Here is a 16,824-nt window from a genome sequence, read left to right on the forward strand (position 1 = left end):
ATGTCGGAGAGTCTGGTGGGTCGGGTGGGCACGGCGGTCGACCGTGCCGCGGACCGCGCCCCGACGGCCGAGGCGGCCCAGGAGCTGCGTGCGCTGCGTGCACGGCTCGACGGGCCGCTCCGGCTGGCCATCGCCGGACGGGTCAAGGCGGGCAAGTCCACGCTGCTCAACGCCCTCGTGGGGGAGAACCTGGCGCCGACCGACGCGGGGGAGTGCACCCGGGTGGTGACGTGGTACAGCTACGGCGCGGCCCCGAGGGTGCTGCTGCACCCGCTCGACGGTCCGCCGGTCGACCGCCCGTTCCAGCGGGACGACGGCGCGCTCAACATCGACCTCGGCGGGCGGTCTCCCGAACAGATCGACCACCTGGAGGTCCGGTGGCCCACCCGTCGGCTGCAGGGTCTGACGCTGGTCGACACCCCGGGCATCGCCTCGATCTCCACCGAGGTGTCTGCGCGCACCCACCAGGCCCTCACCGGAGACGTGGGGCAGGTCGCGGTCGCCGACGCCGTCCTCTATCTGCTGCGCCACGCCCACGCCAGCGACATGAACTTCATGGAGGCCTTCCGCGACCGGCAGGTCACCGAGGGGACTCCGGTGAACACGGTCGGCGTGCTGTCGCGAGCCGATGAGATCGGGTCCTGCCGGTTGGACTCGATGACGGTCGCTGCCCGGGTCGCCGAGCGGTATGCCCAGGACCCGCGGGTGCGTCGCCTTTGCCCCACGGTGGTCCCGGTGAACGGGCTGCTGGGGCACGCCGCGGCGACCCTGCGGGAGTCCGAGTTCGCCCACCTGGCGGCGATCGCCCGTGCGCCGCAGGAGGAGGTGGCTCGCCTGCTGCTCACCGCCGACCGGTTCGGCCGCAACGAGGCCCCCCACGACCCGGGCCCGGCCGAGCGTCAGCACCTGCTGCACAGGTTCGGGCTCTTCGGGGTGCGGGTCGCGGTGCAGCTGATCTCGAGCGGTGCGGTGACCGACGCGTCCGGGCTGGCCGAGGCGCTGCGGAGCCGGTCCGGTCTCCAGGAGCTGAGGAGCCTGCTGACGGTCCAGTTCACCGAGCGCAGCCGGCTGCTCAGGGCCCAGTCGGTCCTCGCCGGGCTCCGGTCGGTGCTGCACCGGGCGGACTGGCCGGAAGCCGCGGACCTGCTGGGGGAGGTTGAGCGGTTGGTGTCCAGCTCCCATGAGCTGGAGGAGCTGCACCTGCTCGGGGAGCTGCGGACCGGGGCGCTGGAGCTGCCACCCGACCGGGCCGCCACGCTCGAGCGGCTCTTCGGCGGTGTCGGGACGGGTGCGGCCGCCCGGCTGGGCGTCCCCGATGCCCCCTCCGATGAGCTGCGCCAGGAGGCGGTGGCGCAACTCGACTCGTGGCACCGCGTGGCGCGGCACCCGCTCACCAGTCGACAGGTCCATGTCCTGTGCCAGAGCGCCGTGCGCAGCCTCGAGGCGATGCTGGACGGCGATCTTGCCCCGAGGTCCTAGATCAGACCCTCGCGCAGCGCGTACGCCACCGCGTGGGAGCGGTTGCGCAGCTGGAGCCGCGTGGTCAGGTCGTGGAGGACGTTCTTGACGGTGCGCTCGCTGTAGCACAGCTCGCGCGCGATCTCGGCCGTGTCGTGCCCGTCGGCGACGAGTCGCAGCACCTGCGCCTCCCGCGGGGTGAGTCCGGTGAACGTCAGCCCGCGCGGCGTGAGCACCTGGCGCTGCAACCGGCCGAGCTGGGTCATCAGCCGGCCGAGCATGTCGCCCGGGACCTCTCCCTCGCCCGAGTTGACCCGGGTGACGACACGGACCAGGTTCTCCGGCGTCGCGTCGCCGCGTCGCAGCAGCCCAGCGACGCCGGACTCGGCGGCGGTGACCAGGCCGGCGTCGTCGATGGAAGTGGCCACCACGATCAGGTGGGGCTGGTCTCCGCGGCGCAGGCCGTGCAGGATGCGGGTCGCGGACTCGTCGATGTGCTCGGTGACGACGATGGCGACCGTGGCCTGGTCCAGGCGGGACTCCTCGACGAGCCGGACCTCGGGTCGGCCTCGCAGTTGACTGACGACGCCGGCCTGGGAGATCGGGTCCGCGCCATGGACGTAGGTGGTAACTGGTGCACTCACGACAACCCCTCGTGTCTTTCCTCGGATAGCTGAGGGGACATCGTGGCGGGCACCGCTCAACAACCGCTCAACAGCGCAGTACACCTCCAGGATGACGCTACGCCCTCCGTCCCTTCGCCCCGAGAGCCGGACGGGCGTCCCAGGGGGCAGGCGTGCCTGCGCCTACGGGAAGCCCTGCGCGACCGTCAGGCCGCTGACGGTCGCTCCCGTGAGCAAGTCGCACTACTACAGGGCGCCGCACTACTACAGGGCATAGTGGAAGGATAGGCTCAGGCATGACGATGAGTGAGGACGCGCGCGCGATCCAGGAGGAGCTCGTGGCCCTGCGGCGCGAGCTGCACCAGATCCCCGAGGTCGGCCTGGAGTTGCCCCGGACCCAGGAGATCGTGCTCCGGGCGCTGGAGGGCCTGCCACTGGAGGTCACGACCGGCACTTCCACCTCCTCCGTCGTAGCGGTCCTGCGTGGTGGGCGGCCGGGCCCGACCGTGCTGCTGCGGGGCGATATGGACGGGCTGCCGGTGACCGAGGCGACCGGGCTGGAGTATGCCGCCACCACCGGCACCATGCACGCCTGCGGTCACGACCTGCACACCGCGGGGCTGGTCGGGGCGGCGCGGCTGCTGTGCGCCCGGCGTGAGGAGCTGTGTGGCAGCGTCGTCTTCATGTTCCAGCCGGGGGAGGAAGGGTTCGGCGGGGCGAAGATCATGCTGGAGGAGGGGTTGCTGGCGGCCAGTGGCGAGAAGCCGATCGCGGCCTACGCCCTCCACGTCTTCCCTGGCCAGCCCGGGCTGTTCGAGTACCGCCCCGGGCCGGTGCTGGCCGGCTCCAACCGGCTCACCATCACGGTCACCGGCAGGGGCGGGCACGGCTCACAGCCGCACACGGCGGTCGACCCGGTCGCGGCGCTGCTGGCGATCGGCGCAAGCCTGCAGACCATGGTCACCCGCCGCTTCAGCGTCTTCGACCCGGTGGTCCTGACGGTCACCCAGCTGTCTGCCGGCGAGGCCGTCAACGTCATCCCGGAGACGGCCTCGCTCGGCGCGACGGTCCGCACGCTGTCCCACGAGAGCCTGACGAGGGTCCAGGAGGAACTGAACCTGTTGGCCGAGGGTGTCGCCGGTGCCCATGGATGCACCGCAACCGTGGACTTCGTGGTGCAGTACCCCGTCACGGTCAACGACGACGACGAGGCACTGTGGGCCGGGGAGCAGCTCCGCGAGGCGTTCGGCGACGAGCGGGTCGAGCGGGCGGCCGACCCGCTCATGGGGTCCGAGGACTTCTCCTTCGTGCTCGACGAGGTGCCCGGCGCATTCCTGTTCCTGCACTGCAGTCCGCCCGGCGTCGACCTCGAGACCGCGGCGATGAACCACTCCTCGACGGTGCTCTTCGACGATGCCGTGCTCGCTGACCAGGCGGCCGCGCTCGCGCTGCTGGCGCAGCGGCGCCTGGAGCGGCAGGCCGGCTGAGCGGAGAGCCGCCGGAGCGCCACATCCGGGTCAGCGCAGCTGCCGAGCGGCGTGGTAGCGGCGCAGGGCCTCGCGCCGCTCCTCCGCATGGTCGACGATGCGTCGCGGGTAGCCGTGGGTGTATCCCTTCGGGTGGTCCCAGGGGCGGTGCACGCTCCCTCCGGGAAGGTGGCCGAGCTCGGGCACCCATCGGCGCACGTAGGTGCCGTCGGGATCGAAGCGCTCGCCCTGGGTCACCGGGTTGAAGACCCGCACGTAGGGCGCGGCGTCGGTCCCGGTCCCCGCGACCCACTGCCAGCCGTGGTTGTTGGAGGCCACGTCCCCGTCGATCAGCCGCTGGAGGAACCACCGGGCACCGACGGGCCACCAGACGTGCAGGTCCTTGGTGAGGAAGCTGGCCGTCACCATCCGCAACCGGTTGTGCATCCACCCCGTCGCCTCGAGCTGGCGCATGCCGGCGTCGACGAACGGGTAGCCGGTGCGGCCGCGGCGCCAGGCCTCCACCGCGTCCTCCGGTGTGTCGTAGGCCAGGGCCGACAGACCGGCCCGCAGGTCGGACCAGGCGCTGCGCGGGTGGTGGTGGAGCACGTCCGCATAGAACTCGCGCCAGGCCAGCTCGGTCACGAAGCGCTCGACCCCCGGCGCGCTCTCATCCGCGAGGTCGGCCAGCAGCGTCCGCGGGTGGAGGGCGCCGACCTTGAGGTCGGCGGAGATCCGGCTCGTGGCGTCGCGGTCGGGCCGGTCACGCCCCGCGGCATACCCGGTCAGGCCGTCCTCGCGAAAGGCCCGCCAGCGCTCCAGCGCGGCGCGCTCACCGGCCTCGGGCAGCGCTGGGAGGTCGTCGACGGTCAGCGCGTCGTCCAGCAGCCGCTCGGCGCCGGGGTCGCTGTCGAGTTCGGCGAGCAGCAGACGCCGGGGGTATGGCGCCGGGCCCGGCCACCCGTGCGTGCGCCACGCCCGCGCGAACGGTGTGAACACCCGGTAGGGCTCACCGGACCCGGACCGGACCACACCCGGCCCGACGGCGTAGGGCGTGCCCGTCTCGACCCAGGCCGCCCCGGCGGTGCTCACCGCCCGCGCAACCGACCGGTCGCGCCGGGCCCCGGCCGGGGTAGTCTCCCGGGTCACGTGGACCGACGCGGCCCCCGTCTCCCGGACCAGGGCCGGGACCACCTCCCGCGGGTCACCTACGCGCACGGTCAGCCGGCCGTCATACTCCTCCCGAGCGGCCCGGACCGATGCCGCGAGCCAGGCGCGGCGCACCGGTCCGGCCGGCCCCCACAGCGCGGGGTCGATGACGAACGCGACGGCGACCTCGTGGGACCCGGCCTCACCGCTGGCCGCAAGGAGGGCGGGGTGGTCGCCGCGTCGCAGGTCGCGGCGCAGCCAGAGCAGGCTCCTCACGTCCGCGTCCCCAGGCGTCCCAGGGTCATCGAGCAGCCCCTGAGCCCGGAGCCCCGCCGCGCAGCGTGCCGAGCTGGGTGAGCTGCTCCACGAGCCAGGGGCTCAGCGCCCACGGAGCTGCGCCCGCCGCGGCGGACAGTTCCTCCGGGCTGACCCAGCGCAGCTCCATGACCTCCGCGGGGTGGGGTCGCGGGGTGTCGACCGTCCGGGCGGCGAAGACCGGGCACACCTCGTGCTCGACCACGCCGGAGGCGTCGGTGGCGCGGTAGCGGAAGTCGGGCAGGAGCGACTGCACGTCGATGAGCTCGATGCCCAGCTCGTGCCGGGCGTGCCGGCGGACCGCGTCGAGGATGTCCTCACCCGGTCGGGGGTGTCCGCAGAACGCGTTGGTCCACACGCCCGGCCAGGTGCGTTTGGTGAGCGCGCGGCGGGTGAGCAGGACGCGTCCGGCCTCGTCGGAGAGGTGGCAGGAGAACGCCAGGTGCAGGGGCGTGTCCGTGCCGTGGACGGACTCCCGTGGCGCGGTCCCGGTCGGGGTGCCGCGCTCGTCGAGCAGTACGACCTCATCGGGCAGTGTGGTCATCGAGTCACCCTTCTTCTGGTGTGCTGCGGGGGTCGGAGTATGCCGTGCCGGTCCGGGTGGGTGCGGGCCGCCCGAGCGTGACGGCCCAGCGCTCCCAGGGCGGGGCCTCGGCCCAGTTGAGCCGCAACGTGCGAAACGCCCGGAACAGGCGTCGCCGCAGCTGGCGGACGCCCACGAGGGAGCGCACGGACACCTCGACCCGCAACCACGGGTCGAGGTGGACGTGCGCCCCGGGGCCGAGCACGAGTGCGAGGTCCATGTCGTCGTGCAGTTCGGGGTCCTCCCGGTGGACCTTCCCCGAGGCGCGCCGCCAGGCCTCGCTCCGCACCGCCATCGAGGAGCCCCACAGCACGTGGTGCCCGGTCGCCGCCAGGCCGAGCACGTAGTAGGCGCCGAGGTAGCCGACGGCGAGCACCTGCCGCAGCACCGGCGGAGCGTCACGGAACACGCCGGTGCCGGTGACGGCGACCGTCCCCGGGCGGCGTCCGAACGTGTCGACGATCCGCTCGACCCAGTCGGGCGCCGGGAGCGAGTCCGCGTCGAGGCGGGCGATGACCGAACCGAGCGCGGCGTCATACCCGGTCGCGGCCGCTGCCGGGATGCCGACGGCGAGCTCTGTCACCACGCGGGCACCGTGGGCAAGGGCCACTCCGGCCGAGTCGTCCGTGGAGGCGTTGTCCACCACGACGACCTCGAGGGGCGGGACGGTCTGCTGGGCCAGCGCAGCGAGACAGCGCCGGAGGTGCTCGGCGTCGTCTCGGACCGGGATCACCACACTCACCTCAGTCACGAGACCTCCCGACGGCCAGGGCCACGCCTGCGGCAGCCGACCCGAGGACGCCTGCCACGAGATCGCCGACCGTGTCGTCATAACCGACCTGGATGGCGTCGTTGATCCAGGTATGGCCCAGCCACTCGCCGGCCTCCCAGAGCACGCCGAGCAGCGCTCCCAGGCCGGTGGTCAGCACGACCAGTCCGGAGGCAGGCAACCGCGGGGGGAGCATCCCGACCCGCGGCATCGCCAGCACCGCTGCGGCCGCAAGCAGGCCGTTGGCGAGCGCATGCACGACGAGGTCGAGGTGCGGCAGTGCGACGTACCAGTCGAGGACCGCTGCCCACGCCCCGAGCAGGATGGTCGCGCCGGTCGCGACCTGCAGCGGCCCCGGCAGCCGGGCCACACGCGGGACGGTCAGCCCCAGCAGCACGAGCGCGAAGAGGGCGACCGCTACGGCGTCCCACCAGAAGGCGGCGACGATCGAGGCGACGCCGCCCACCGCGAGGGCGTCCGTCGCCACACGCGACCAGCGCGGCCCGGGCACGAGGAGTTCAGGACGCAAGGGCCATCCACAGGAAGAGTTGGGTGATGAGGAAGCCGGACACCTGGTTGAGCCAGAGGAAGCGGCGCCAGCCGCCGTTGGCCCGTTCGCAGTCACCGTCGGAGATGGTGAGGTAGGGCGCGATGCTGGCGGCGTAGGGGAGGGCCAGCAGGCCGGCGAGCGCGGCAGGCCAGCCGGTGGGGATCAGGAGCGCACCCGCGAGTAGGTAGCCGACGAACGCGGCGCGGACGGTGCGGGCCGCCCCCAGCCAGGTCGCGATGGAGGCGATGCCGGCCTCGCGGTCTGGCAGGATGTCCTGCACCGCGCCGAACGCCTGGGAGGCCATGCCCCAGACGAAGAACGCGGTCAGCGCGAGGAGCACGGGCGGCGTGAAGGCCCCGCCGGCCAGCGCCACGCCCAGGACGGCCGGGCTGACAAAGTGGGTGCTGGAGGTGATCGAGTCCAGGACCGGTAGCTCCTTCCATCGCAGGCCGGGCGCGGAGTAGGCGATGACCGCGAAGACGCTGACGCCCAGCACCAGGGTCGAGGCGAGGTCGCCGAGGACCACGAGAGCCAGGACGAATGGCAGGTTGGTCAGTACGGCGGCCCACAGGATCAGCCGGTGCCAGCGCGGGGAGAGCACGATGCCCTGGACCCCGCCCTTGCGCGGGTTGCGCAGGTCGGACTCGTAGTCGAAGACGTCGTTGACGCCATACATGAGCAGGTTGTAGGGGATGAGGAGCCAGAGGGTGCCGACCACGAGCGTGACCGTGACCCCCCCGCCAGCCAGCAGGTAGGCGGCGGCGAAGGGGTAGGCGGTGTTGATCCAGCTCACCGGGCGCGAGGAGCCGACCAGTTGCCGGACGGCTGGACCGAAGCCGGACTGCGCGGTCGTGGTCGCGGTCGTCACGGCACCTCCGGTGGTGCGGTCAGCAGCTCGCGCAGCGACGGCAGGAGGAGGCCGGCGGCCAGCGGCCACGCGAGGTCCTCGACGGGCGCGCGCCACAGACGCACCCCGAGCAGCGAGCTCTCATCGAAGCGGAACAGGTCGGCCAGGATCATCACGCTGTCGAAGACGACGGTGAGCACGAGGAGGACGATGATGGTGACGCCCGTCGTCAGCCACCAGCGGGCGCCGAGTCCGCGGCGCACCGTGGCGAGGAGGGCCACGGCCGCGGAGAGGGCCACGAAGACGACAGCGAGGCCGGCGTAGCTCATCAGCCGGCCTCCCGGGAGGCCGGGGCGCGGGAGATGACGATCCGCACCAGACCGTGCAGGACCAGGGTGATGTAGCAGAGGAAGGTGATGAAGAGCAGCTCCTCGACCGGCAGCTCGGGAGCGAGCATCACGCCGGTCATCGCCGCGCTGTCGCCGCGGTGGTAGAAGCCGAGCGCGATGGCGACGATGTCCCAGAGCAGGAAGAATCCGATGCCGACCGCGAGCACCGCGAGTGAGCGGCGCCGGTCACGCCAGAGCACGAGCTGGAACCTGGCGTCGAGGAGCGCCATGCACCCGGTCGAGGCGAGCAGCGCGGCGGCATAGGCGAGGGCAGTCACGCGACCCCGCTGCGGTGTCTGGCCGGAGTCGGCACGGGGGAGGGGCCGGCAGAGGTGTCACCGCGCAGGTGCTTGAGCACCAGCTCGGCGCTGATCAGGCACATCGGCACCCCGATGCCGGGGATGGTGCTCGAACCCGCGTAGTAGAGACCGGCGACGTGGCGTGAGGTGTTGCGAGCTCGGAACATCGCGCTCTGCCGGAGAGTGTGGGCCGGGCCGAGCATGCCGCCTCGCCAGGCCGACAGGTCTGCGGAGAAGTCGCCGGGACCTACGGTTTGCCGCACGACGACCCGATCGGCGAGGTCGGGGATGTCGGCCCATCGGGCGACCTGGGCGACCGCGCGGTCCGCGATCGCCTCGACCGCGGCGTCGCCGCCGCCGTCCCGTCCGCCCCGGCCCAGGTCCGGGTCGGCGGGGACCGGCACGAGGACGAAGAGGTTCTCGTGACCCTCCGGCGCGACGGCGGGGTCGGTTGCGGACGGTTTGCAGACGTAGACCGAGGCCGGGTCGGGGACGTGGCCGGTGGAGATCGCCTCGAAGTTGGCCCGCCAGTCGTGAGTGAAGAAGAGCGAGTGGTGCGGCAGCTGCGGCAGCCGGTCGCGCACGCCGAGCAGCACGAGCACCGCCCCGGGACCGGAGGTGCGCCGGTCCCAGTAGCGCTGGGGGTAGGTCCGCAGCTGCTCCGGCAGGAGTCTCGTCTCGAGGTGGTGCAGGTCCCCGGCACCGACGACCACGTCAGCCCGGTGCAGGTGCTCGCCGCCGTCGGCGTCGCGCCACCGCACGCCGGTGACGCGCGCGCGGCACCTCCGGCCGCGCACAAGGGTGCGGTCGGCTGCGGCGGTGGTGACCTCGGTGACCGTCGCGCCGGTCCGGATCCGCACCCCCCGCTCGAGGGCGAGGTCGGCGACCGCCTCGACGAGCCGGCTGAAGCCGCCGTGGGGGTAGAGCACGCCGCCGGTGAGGTCGAGCGCGCTCATCAGGTGGTAGAGGCTCGGTGTGCGGTCCGGCGAGGACCCGAGGAAGACGGCCGGGTAGCCGAGGACCTGCCGCAGCCGGGGGTCGCGGAAGCGGGACGCGACGAGGGTCTCCAGCGACCGCGTCAGGAGTGGCAGGATCCGGGGCAGGTGGGCCAGGACCTCCGGGGAGGCGAGGTTCGTGGGCGCCGTGAAGCTGGTGTAGAGGAAGCGCCGCAGGGCGAGATCGTAGACCTCCCGGGCGGAGCGCAGGTATGCCGTCAGTCGCCTGCCCGCCCCCGGCTCCACCTGGTCGAAGGTGGCGGCGTTGGCACCGGCGTCGGCCACGACGTCCAGGTGCGGCGGCTGCTCCTGCCCGGGTGCTCCCTCGAAGAAGACGCGGTAGGCAGGGTCCAGCGTGTGCAGGTCGAGCTGGTCCTGCGCCGAGGTCCCCAGCAGCTGGAAGAAGTGGTCGAAGACCTCAGGCATGAGATACCACGACGGCCCGGTGTCGAACCGGAAGCCGCCGGCGGCATGGGAACCGGCGCGACCGCCCACGGCGGGCCGCTGCTCGAACAGCTCAACGACATACCCCTCCTCGGCGAGGAGGGCCGCGGTCGCGAGCCCGGCGATGCCACCGCCGACGATCGCCACACTGTTCCCTGTGCTGCTCATCGGGCCCCCAGCGCGTTCCGTGCCAGGATCTGCGCCTTGACCAGGTCCGGCACGCGCACCCGCTCGCGGGCGATCTGCACGGCGGGCGTCACACGCAGCCGTGAGGACAGGGCCGCGAACAGGTCGTGGGCGGCACGCACCGCGCCGCGGCTGCTGCGCGGCAGGCGCGGGATCGTGCCGGCCGCGGTGGCCAGGTCCGCGTCGACCTCGTCGAGGAGCAGGTCGCGCTCGCGGTCGGTGAAGGCGGCCGGTTCGGTCCCTGGCAGGTAGGTGCGGCCCAGCCGGCTCTGATCGGCGTGCAGGTCGCGCAGGAAATTGAGCTTCTGGAAGGCGGCGCCGAGGTGGCGGGCGCCCGGTGCCAGCTCGCTGTAGAGCCGGTCGTCTCCGTCGACGAAGACACGCAGACACATCAGACCGACGACCTCGGCGGAGCCGTAGAGGTAGCCGTCCAGGCTGCTCCGATCGTGCACCTGCACGGTGAGGTCGGCGCGCATCGAGTCGAAGAATGGGTCCACGAGCGCACGGCTGATGCCGTGCTCGGTGGCGGTGAGGGTGAAGGCGTGGACGACCAGGTTGGCGCTGCCACCGGACACCAGCGCACGGTGGGTCTCCTCCTGGAGGCCGTCGAGCAGCGCCGCGCGCCGGGCCGCGTCCCACGGCTGGCGGTCGTCGTCGACAAGCTCATCGGCCACGCGCACCAGCGCGTAGATCGAGCGCACGTCGGTGCGCACGGGCTCGTGCAGGAGGCGGGTCGCCCACCCGAAGGAGGTGGAGTAGTGACCGATGATCACAGCGGCGCTCGCCCGAGCGGCCTCGTCGTAGGAGGTCGGGGCGGCGGGCGTGCGGAGACCGTGGAGGAGCATGGTCACGCGGCTCCCCGCACGGTCTCCCCGTCCGGCGTGCGACCGGGGGTGCTGGGCTCGGCTGTTCCGGGGAGCGTGAGGGCGACCATCTCCTGCAGCGCCGCGCGTGCCGGCACCGGGAGCCCGGCCGCCGCCGTGAGCGCGGCGTCTCGCAGGTCCTGCACCAGGGCCTCCACCGCGCGGCGTGCCCCGCACGCCACGAGCAGCTCCCGGGCCCGCTCGGCACCCTCGGCGGTCAGGGCGGAGTCGCCGACGTAGCGAGACAGCTCGGCCCAGCTGCGGGTCGACCGCGCGATGGTGACCAGCGCGGTGCCCTTGCCCTCACGGAGGTCACCGAGCGGGTCCTTGCCGGTCTGCCTGGCTCTGCCGAACGTGCCGTCGAGGTCGTCCTGGAGCTGGAAGGCCACCCCCATGCTCCGGCCCACGGCGCCGAGCGCCGCCACGACCTCGTCGGGGGCGTCCGCCAGCACCGCTGCCGCCTGCAGGGGCAGCTCGAAGGAGTAGGCCGCGGTCTTCCACTCCGCGATGTCGAGGGTGTCGGCCAGCGAGGCGTCGGCGGTGAGGCTGGCCCGGACGTCGGCCAGCTCGCCGGCGGCGCTGCGGTGGAGCACCTCCTCCAGGAGGTCGAGGAGACGGACGACGACGTCGGGCCGGGCCCCGCAGAGGGCGACGGTGCGCACCGCGCCAGCCAGGGCCAGGTCGCCGGCGAGGATCCCTGCCGTCTCGCCGTAGCGCCGCGCGCGGTCCGACCCTGCACCCGCGGCACGGGCGCGGGCGCTGAAGATGCCGCCGACGTTGGGCCGCCCGCGGCGCACCTCGTCCGCGTCGATGACGTCGTCGTGGATGACGAAAGCGGTGTGAAGAAGCTCGATCGCGTCCGCCACCGCCGCAGCGGCCCGGTGGTCGTAGCCACCGAGCGCGTCGTGGAGACGGATGAGCAGGGCTGGCCGGAACCTCTTCCCGCCCTCGGTCTGGGCGCGCAACGCCTGCCAGAGCACCTGGTCGTGCTCGTCGACGACGCGGTCCTGGCCGTCCATGAGGAATCGTTCGAGCCCGAGCCCGGTGTCTGGCGGCCCTGTGGGTGCGGTGGTCGTGGTCATGTCGGCTGTCCCGTCGTTCTCCGGAGACCTCGGGGCGAGGTCCTGCCACGGTTGGGTCAAAGCCAGGATGCACCATGAACAGACATTTGACAAACTCTCGACGAGGCATGCATCCGCTGCCGCTCAGCTGGTTGGTGCGCGCCCCTGGATCGTCAGGTCTGAGCGCGCAGCCGCCCGGCGACCTCCCACGCCGCCGCCACCACCGACTCGGGCAGGGTCGTGGCCCGAGGAAAGTCCTCCCCCGCCGCGGCGCCCTGACCTCCGACGAAGACGAGGAGCTTGGCGTCCACCTGACGGAGCCGAGCGGTGACGGCGGCCGCCGCGGCCGTGTCCGCCCCGGTCGGGACCGACAGCACGGCTGCGTCAGGGACGAGTCGGCGCACCGCGTGGACCCAGCTGTCGAGCGGGACGTCGCTGCCCAACCAGCGGACGTCGACCCCGAGCCGGCGCAGGCAGACCGCGAAGGTGTGCGCACCCAGCTCATGCAGGGACCCGGGGGGAAGGCCGACGAGGGCAACCGGGCCGCCGAGCGCCGTGCCCGCCGCATCGAAGGCGCGGGCGAGTCGGCCCTGGACGGCTGCGCTGACGAAGTGCTCACCTGCGACGTCGACCCGGCCATCCGCCCAGGCCTCACCGAGGCCGTGCAGTGCCGGCAGCAGCCAGTGCTCGGCGACCGACTCGAACGAGCCGGCGGCAAGGGCCTGGTCCAGGACGCGGTCGACCTGTCCGCGGTCCAGGTGCTGGGCTGGTGCCACCAGGGCGTCGACGGCAGGCGTCGGGCCGGCAGGGGCGATCGGCGCGCCGGACTCTGCCCTCGGGGGGGACGGCTCGGCCGGCGTCGCATCCTCGGGCAGCTCGGCGATCACCTGCTGGGCGGCCAGCGAGGCGGGGGCGCCTGCGGCCACGAGCCGGGCCATCGTCCGCAGTCGGTCCAGGTCGTGGTCGTCGTAGAGGCGGTACCGCGACTCGCTGCGCGCGGGGGTGACGACTCCGTAGCGTCGCTCCCAGGCGCGGAGCGTGTCGGGGGCGACCCCGGTCATCGCGCTGACCTGCTTCACGGTGTATCGCATCTGTCCACCTCCTTCGAGGAGGAAGCCTAACGGTCTCTAGACAAACCCTGGACGACGTGTGGGGATCCCGGTCTGTCGACCGGGGTGCCTTGCGGCCCAGCCATGTCGTCCTGCATATGACAAACTATAGACAAAGATTTTGCGAACTTTGAATCCGTCGAGGCTGTCCGGCCCGTAGTAGTGGATGAGACGGAGTCGTTCCGTCCCGGACACGAGGAGAAACCCATGATGCTCAAGACCACCACCGCCGTCGTGCTGGCCGGCGTCACCGGCGCAGCGTTCGCCGTGCCCGCCGCAGCCGATGACCACGAGTCTGCTGTCTCCGTCCTGCACGGTGTGCCCGGCCTGACGGTCGACGTGTACGTCAACGGTGAGGAGGCCATCCCGGACTTCGCGCCGGGCACGCTCACCGAACCGATGATGCTGGCTGCCGGCCGCTACGACATCGAGATCTACGCGGATGGTGACGATCCCGAGACCGCCGAGCCCGCGCTCTCCGCCGAGGACCTGGAGGTGCCCGGCGGCGCCAACCTGACCCTCGCCGCCCACCTCTCCGAGGACGGGACACCGACGCTGGGCGCGTTCGTCAATGACGTGACCCGCACGAGCGCCGGTGAGGCCCGCCTGACCGTTCGCCACGCCGCGGCGGCCCCCGCGGTCGACGTCCGTGCCGGTGGCAGCGCCGTCGTCGAGGGCCTGACCAACCCCGACGAGCAGGTCCTGGACCTGCCCGCAGGCACCGTGACGGCCGACGTCGTCCTCGCCGGCACCGAGGACGTCGTGCTGGGCCCGGCCGACGTCAACCTCGCCGAGGGCACGAACACGATCGTGTATGCCTGGGGCTCCGCGGAAGAGGGGACCCTGGACCTCGCGGTCCAGGTGATCGAGGGCCTGCACACCCCGCCGGATGGTGTGCCGTCCGGGCAGGGCGGTCTCGCCGACACCGGTGCCCTGCTGGTGCTGGCTCTCGCGGGGGTTGCCGGTGCCGTCGTCACCGGTCGCCAGGTCATCCGCGCCACCGCCCGGGACTGACCTTGGCGCGCCACCCCGCCCCCCGTCGCGGTCCGACCCGAGCCCTCGCGCTCGTCGTGATGCTGGTCAGTCTCGTCCTGGCCGGGTGGGCGGCGCGTGGCCTGCTCGACGAGCCCGTCCCAGAGGTTGACGCGTTCGGGTCCTCCCCGCTCTCGCTCGGACTCCCGTCGCCCTCGGCCACCGGTATGCCGTCCAGCCCAGACGCACCGCACCTCGCCCGCAGCCTGCCCCGACCCGCCCGCGCCCCGGCTGCACTCGCGCCCGTGGCGGAGGGGCGTGAGCCCGTCCGCCTGAGGGTGCCTGCGGTCGAGCTCGACGTCGAGCTGGAAGCAGTCGGCGTCGCCACCGACGGGCAGATGGAGATCCCAGATGACGGGGACCGGGCCGGGTGGTACCGCCACGGTCCGAGGCCCGGCGATGACGGCTCCGTAGTCATCGCCGCGCACGTCGACACACGGTCCGGGCCGGGAGCCTTCCTGGCACTTACCGGTGTCGCCGAGGGTGACGTGGTCCGGGTCGAACTCGCCGACGGGAGCAGCACGGCATACCGCGTCGTGGGCGGCGAGCAGGTGGCCAAGCGCGACCTTCCGGTCGACGAGCTGTTCCGCCGGGACGGTGACCCGGTCCTGCGCCTGGTCACCTGCTCGGGTGACTGGTCACCGGGCGCGAGCAGCTACACCGACAACCTCGTCATCAGTGCGGTCCCGGTGGGACCAACGGAGGCCACAGAGGGTGTCTAGGACGAGCTCTCCACCCGCCACGGACGCAGCGATCGGCCTGGACTGGGCCAACGACGAGGACGGTGCTCTCGACCACGCCTACCAGCGCTGGGGTCCGCTGGTGCACGGTCTGGCGCGCAAGGCGGTGGGACCGGTCGAGGCGGAGGACGTGACACAGCAGGTCTTCCTCTCGGCCTGGCGGGCCCGCGAGACCTACAGCCCGGACCACGGGCCGCTGGGCGCCTGGCTGGTCGGGATCACCCGCCGCGTGGTCGCCGACACCCTGCGGGTGCGTCGGCGCAGCGCCCAGGTGCCGGTTGCGGACGACCAGGACGTGCCAGAGGGGCGCTGGGAGGATGTCGACCGCGACGACCTCCTGAGCGTCTATGAGGAGCTGGAGCGGATCGGTGACCCGCCCCGGCAGATCCTCCTGCTGGCCTACGTGCACGACAAGACCCAGAAGGAGATCGCCGAGCTGCTTGACCTGCCGCTCGGCACCGTCAAGACCCACACGACCCGGACGCTGGCCCGTCTCCGCACCCGACTGGGAGGTGCCCCATGAACAACGACGACCACCCCACGACGCCGCCGCCACGCGGCACCGGCGGACGGGTGGCAGAGGTGCTGGCGCGCGGCGGGATCATCGAGCACACCCCGCCTCCCCGTGTGTGGGACGCGATCGTCCGCTCGCTGCCAGGCCCGTTGTCGCTTCCCGACGACTCACGCCAGTCGCCCGTCCGGCGGCGCAGGACCAGGGGGGCAGGACCGTTGCTGGCGGCGGCCGCTGTCGGTGCGGTGATCAGCTGGGCCGTGACCGAGCTGATCGACCAGGACCCGGTGGTCAACCCGCTCGTGGCCGGCGAGCTGGCTGCCCTGACCGAGGGGGGCACCCAGGGCCGCGCCGAGATTGTGGAGGTCGCGGGCCAGCAGCACCTGCGGATCGATCTCGCTGAGCGTCTTGATGCCGGGGACGGTTACCTCGAGGTGTGGCTGCTGCGCCCCGATGCCTCGGGCATGGTCACCGTGGGGGTGCTGCGGGGAGACACCGGTGACTTCGTGCTGCCCGCTGGCCTCGACGTCGCCGAGTTCGCCGTGGTAGACATCTCACGAGAGCACCTGGACGGTGACCCGGAGCACGGTGGGGACAGCCTCGTGAGAGGGGAGATCGGATGAACAGCCTGCGCAGCGACCAGGTGGTCGTCACCCTCTCCGCAGTCATCTGGGTCGTGGGGACCCTCATCGGCACCGGCTTGGTCGGCAGCGACGGAGGAGTCGCGGAGCAGGGCGAGGGTCTCTTCTCCGATACCGCCACACTCATCGCCCCGGCCGGCCCGGCGTTCTCGATCTGGTCGGTGATCTACGTCTTTCTCGCCGGTTATGTCCTGTGGCAGTGGCTCCCCGGCAACGACGACTCGGCGTGGGCCGCACGGACCCGGCTGCCGGCCGCCGCCTCCCTCGCGCTGAACGGCATATGGCTCCTGGTGGTCTTCGCCGGCTGGGTGCTGGTCTCGGTGCTGGTGATCGCCGGGATCGCAGCCTCCCTGGGCGTCATCCTGCGTCGCACCGCCGACCTTCCGGACGAGGGGTGGTGGCCGCGGGTCCTCGTCTCGGTGACCTTCGGCCTCTATCTGGGGTGGATCTGTGTCGCGACGTGCGCCAACGTGGCCCTCTGGCTGGTCGACCTCGGGGTGCCGGCGGAGGGCACGCTCTCGACGGCCACCACGGTCGGTGTGCTCCTCATGGTCGTCGGCCTGGTGGCCTTCCTGTTCACCCGCACCACCGACCGCGTCCTGCAGACAGCCCTGGGCGCTGCCGTGGTCTGGGGCACCGGCTGGATCACCGCCGGCCGCCTCGATGGTGATCCGACCAACGAGGTCGTCGGCTATGCCGCCGGCGCGACGGCCCTGCTCGTCGTGGCCGCCTGGGGACTCCTGGCCGTCCGTCAACGGGTGTCCCACGCGTGAGGCCGCGCCCCCCGATGCCGA

At 72.6% G+C, this 16,824-nt stretch carries 19 protein-coding genes; 7 read left to right on the top strand and 12 right to left on the bottom strand.

The features are described 5' to 3' along the window. A complete protein-coding gene (locus tag MWU75_RS13090) occupies positions 1 to 1,479 on the top strand; it encodes a dynamin family protein (RefSeq protein ID WP_247091405.1) in 1,479 nt (492 codons plus the stop codon). Here MWU75_RS13090 and MWU75_RS20340 read toward each other — a convergent pair. Beyond that, a complete protein-coding gene (locus MWU75_RS20340) occupies positions 1,476 to 2,102 on the bottom strand; it encodes a response regulator transcription factor (RefSeq protein ID WP_247091408.1) in 627 nt (208 codons plus the stop codon). The two genes, MWU75_RS13090 and MWU75_RS20340, sit on opposite strands and share 4 nt — an antisense overlap. Before the next feature lie 275 nt (positions 2,103 to 2,377). Between MWU75_RS20340 and MWU75_RS13100 the strand changes: the two genes are divergently transcribed. Beyond that, positions 2,378 to 3,568, top strand: coding sequence for a M20 family metallopeptidase (locus MWU75_RS13100; protein ID WP_247091410.1), 1,191 nt, complete (start codon positions 2,378 to 2,380; stop codon positions 3,566 to 3,568). A gap of 30 nt (positions 3,569 to 3,598) precedes the next feature. Here MWU75_RS13100 and MWU75_RS13105 read toward each other — a convergent pair whose 3' ends face one another. The 11 genes from MWU75_RS13105 to MWU75_RS13155 form a co-directional block, all read right to left on the bottom strand. Next, a complete protein-coding gene (locus MWU75_RS13105; protein ID WP_247091412.1) occupies positions 3,599 to 4,972 on the bottom strand; it encodes a deoxyribodipyrimidine photo-lyase in 1,374 nt (457 codons plus the stop codon). A gap of 25 nt (positions 4,973 to 4,997) precedes the next feature. Beyond that, positions 4,998 to 5,555, bottom strand: coding sequence for an isopentenyl-diphosphate Delta-isomerase (gene idi, locus MWU75_RS13110; protein WP_247091414.1), 558 nt, complete (start codon positions 5,553 to 5,555; stop codon positions 4,998 to 5,000). 4 nt (positions 5,556 to 5,559) lie between these two features. Further along, positions 5,560 to 6,345: a glycosyltransferase family 2 protein gene (locus tag MWU75_RS13115; RefSeq protein ID WP_247091416.1), complete on the bottom strand. Its 786-nt coding sequence runs from the start codon at positions 6,343 to 6,345 to the stop codon at positions 5,560 to 5,562. Next, on the bottom strand, positions 6,338 to 6,892 hold the full coding sequence (locus tag MWU75_RS13120) for a hypothetical protein (RefSeq protein ID WP_247091418.1): 555 nt from the start codon (positions 6,890 to 6,892) through the stop codon (positions 6,338 to 6,340). Before MWU75_RS13120 ends, MWU75_RS13115 begins: the two co-directional genes overlap by 8 nt. Next, a complete protein-coding gene (locus MWU75_RS13125) occupies positions 6,882 to 7,781 on the bottom strand; it encodes a prenyltransferase (protein ID WP_247091420.1) in 900 nt (299 codons plus the stop codon). The genes MWU75_RS13120 and MWU75_RS13125 overlap by 11 nt, the downstream gene beginning before the upstream one ends. Further along, positions 7,778 to 8,089 carry a lycopene cyclase domain-containing protein gene (locus MWU75_RS13130; RefSeq protein ID WP_247091431.1) on the bottom strand — a complete coding sequence of 104 codons (312 nt, stop codon included), beginning with the start codon at positions 8,087 to 8,089 and terminating at the stop codon, positions 7,778 to 7,780. The genes MWU75_RS13125 and MWU75_RS13130 overlap by 4 nt, the downstream gene beginning before the upstream one ends. Further along, positions 8,089 to 8,427 (bottom strand): lycopene cyclase domain-containing protein, encoded by a 339-nt coding sequence (locus MWU75_RS13135; RefSeq protein ID WP_247091433.1) that lies wholly within the window; start codon positions 8,425 to 8,427, stop codon positions 8,089 to 8,091. The genes MWU75_RS13130 and MWU75_RS13135 overlap by 1 nt, the downstream gene beginning before the upstream one ends. Next, on the bottom strand, positions 8,424 to 10,055 hold the full coding sequence (gene crtI / locus MWU75_RS13140; RefSeq protein WP_247091434.1) for a phytoene desaturase family protein: 1,632 nt from the start codon (positions 10,053 to 10,055) through the stop codon (positions 8,424 to 8,426). The genes MWU75_RS13135 and crtI overlap by 4 nt, the downstream gene beginning before the upstream one ends. Next, the gene (locus tag MWU75_RS13145) at positions 10,052 to 10,918 is read right to left on the bottom strand and encodes a squalene/phytoene synthase family protein (RefSeq protein ID WP_247091437.1); all 867 of its coding nucleotides are present in this window, start codon (positions 10,916 to 10,918) and stop codon (positions 10,052 to 10,054) included. Before MWU75_RS13145 ends, crtI begins: the two co-directional genes overlap by 4 nt. Before the next feature lie 2 nt (positions 10,919 to 10,920). Next, positions 10,921 to 12,018, bottom strand: a complete 1,098-nt coding sequence (locus MWU75_RS13150; RefSeq protein ID WP_247091439.1) for a polyprenyl synthetase family protein — start codon at positions 12,016 to 12,018, stop codon at positions 10,921 to 10,923. Between the two features lie 152 nt (positions 12,019 to 12,170). Further along, the gene (locus MWU75_RS13155; protein ID WP_247091441.1) at positions 12,171 to 13,088 is read right to left on the bottom strand and encodes a MerR family transcriptional regulator; all 918 of its coding nucleotides are present in this window, start codon (positions 13,086 to 13,088) and stop codon (positions 12,171 to 12,173) included. A gap of 225 nt (positions 13,089 to 13,313) precedes the next feature. Between MWU75_RS13155 and MWU75_RS13160 the strand changes: the two genes are divergently transcribed. Genes MWU75_RS13160 through MWU75_RS13180 form a run of 5 tightly spaced genes read left to right on the top strand, consistent with a single transcriptional unit; the run spans position 13,314 to position 16,803 of the window. Then, a complete protein-coding gene (locus MWU75_RS13160; protein ID WP_348647768.1) occupies positions 13,314 to 14,120 on the top strand; it encodes a DUF4397 domain-containing protein in 807 nt (268 codons plus the stop codon). Between the two features lie 59 nt (positions 14,121 to 14,179). Beyond that, a complete protein-coding gene (locus MWU75_RS13165) occupies positions 14,180 to 14,860 on the top strand; it encodes a class F sortase (protein ID WP_247091443.1) in 681 nt (226 codons plus the stop codon). Then, positions 14,853 to 15,401, top strand: a complete 549-nt coding sequence (locus tag MWU75_RS13170; protein ID WP_247091446.1) for a sigma-70 family RNA polymerase sigma factor — start codon at positions 14,853 to 14,855, stop codon at positions 15,399 to 15,401. The genes MWU75_RS13165 and MWU75_RS13170 overlap by 8 nt, the downstream gene beginning before the upstream one ends. Then, a complete protein-coding gene (locus MWU75_RS13175; protein ID WP_247091448.1) occupies positions 15,398 to 16,012 on the top strand; it encodes an anti-sigma factor in 615 nt (204 codons plus the stop codon). The genes MWU75_RS13170 and MWU75_RS13175 overlap by 4 nt, the downstream gene beginning before the upstream one ends. Further along, positions 16,009 to 16,803, top strand: coding sequence for a tryptophan-rich sensory protein (locus MWU75_RS13180; protein WP_247091451.1), 795 nt, complete (start codon positions 16,009 to 16,011; stop codon positions 16,801 to 16,803). The genes MWU75_RS13175 and MWU75_RS13180 overlap by 4 nt, the downstream gene beginning before the upstream one ends. Positions 16,804 to 16,824: the final 21 nt, after the last annotated feature.

Source organism: Ornithinimicrobium sp. F0845, assembly GCF_023015765.1.
GTDB lineage: Bacteria > Actinomycetota > Actinomycetes > Actinomycetales > Dermatophilaceae > Ornithinicoccus.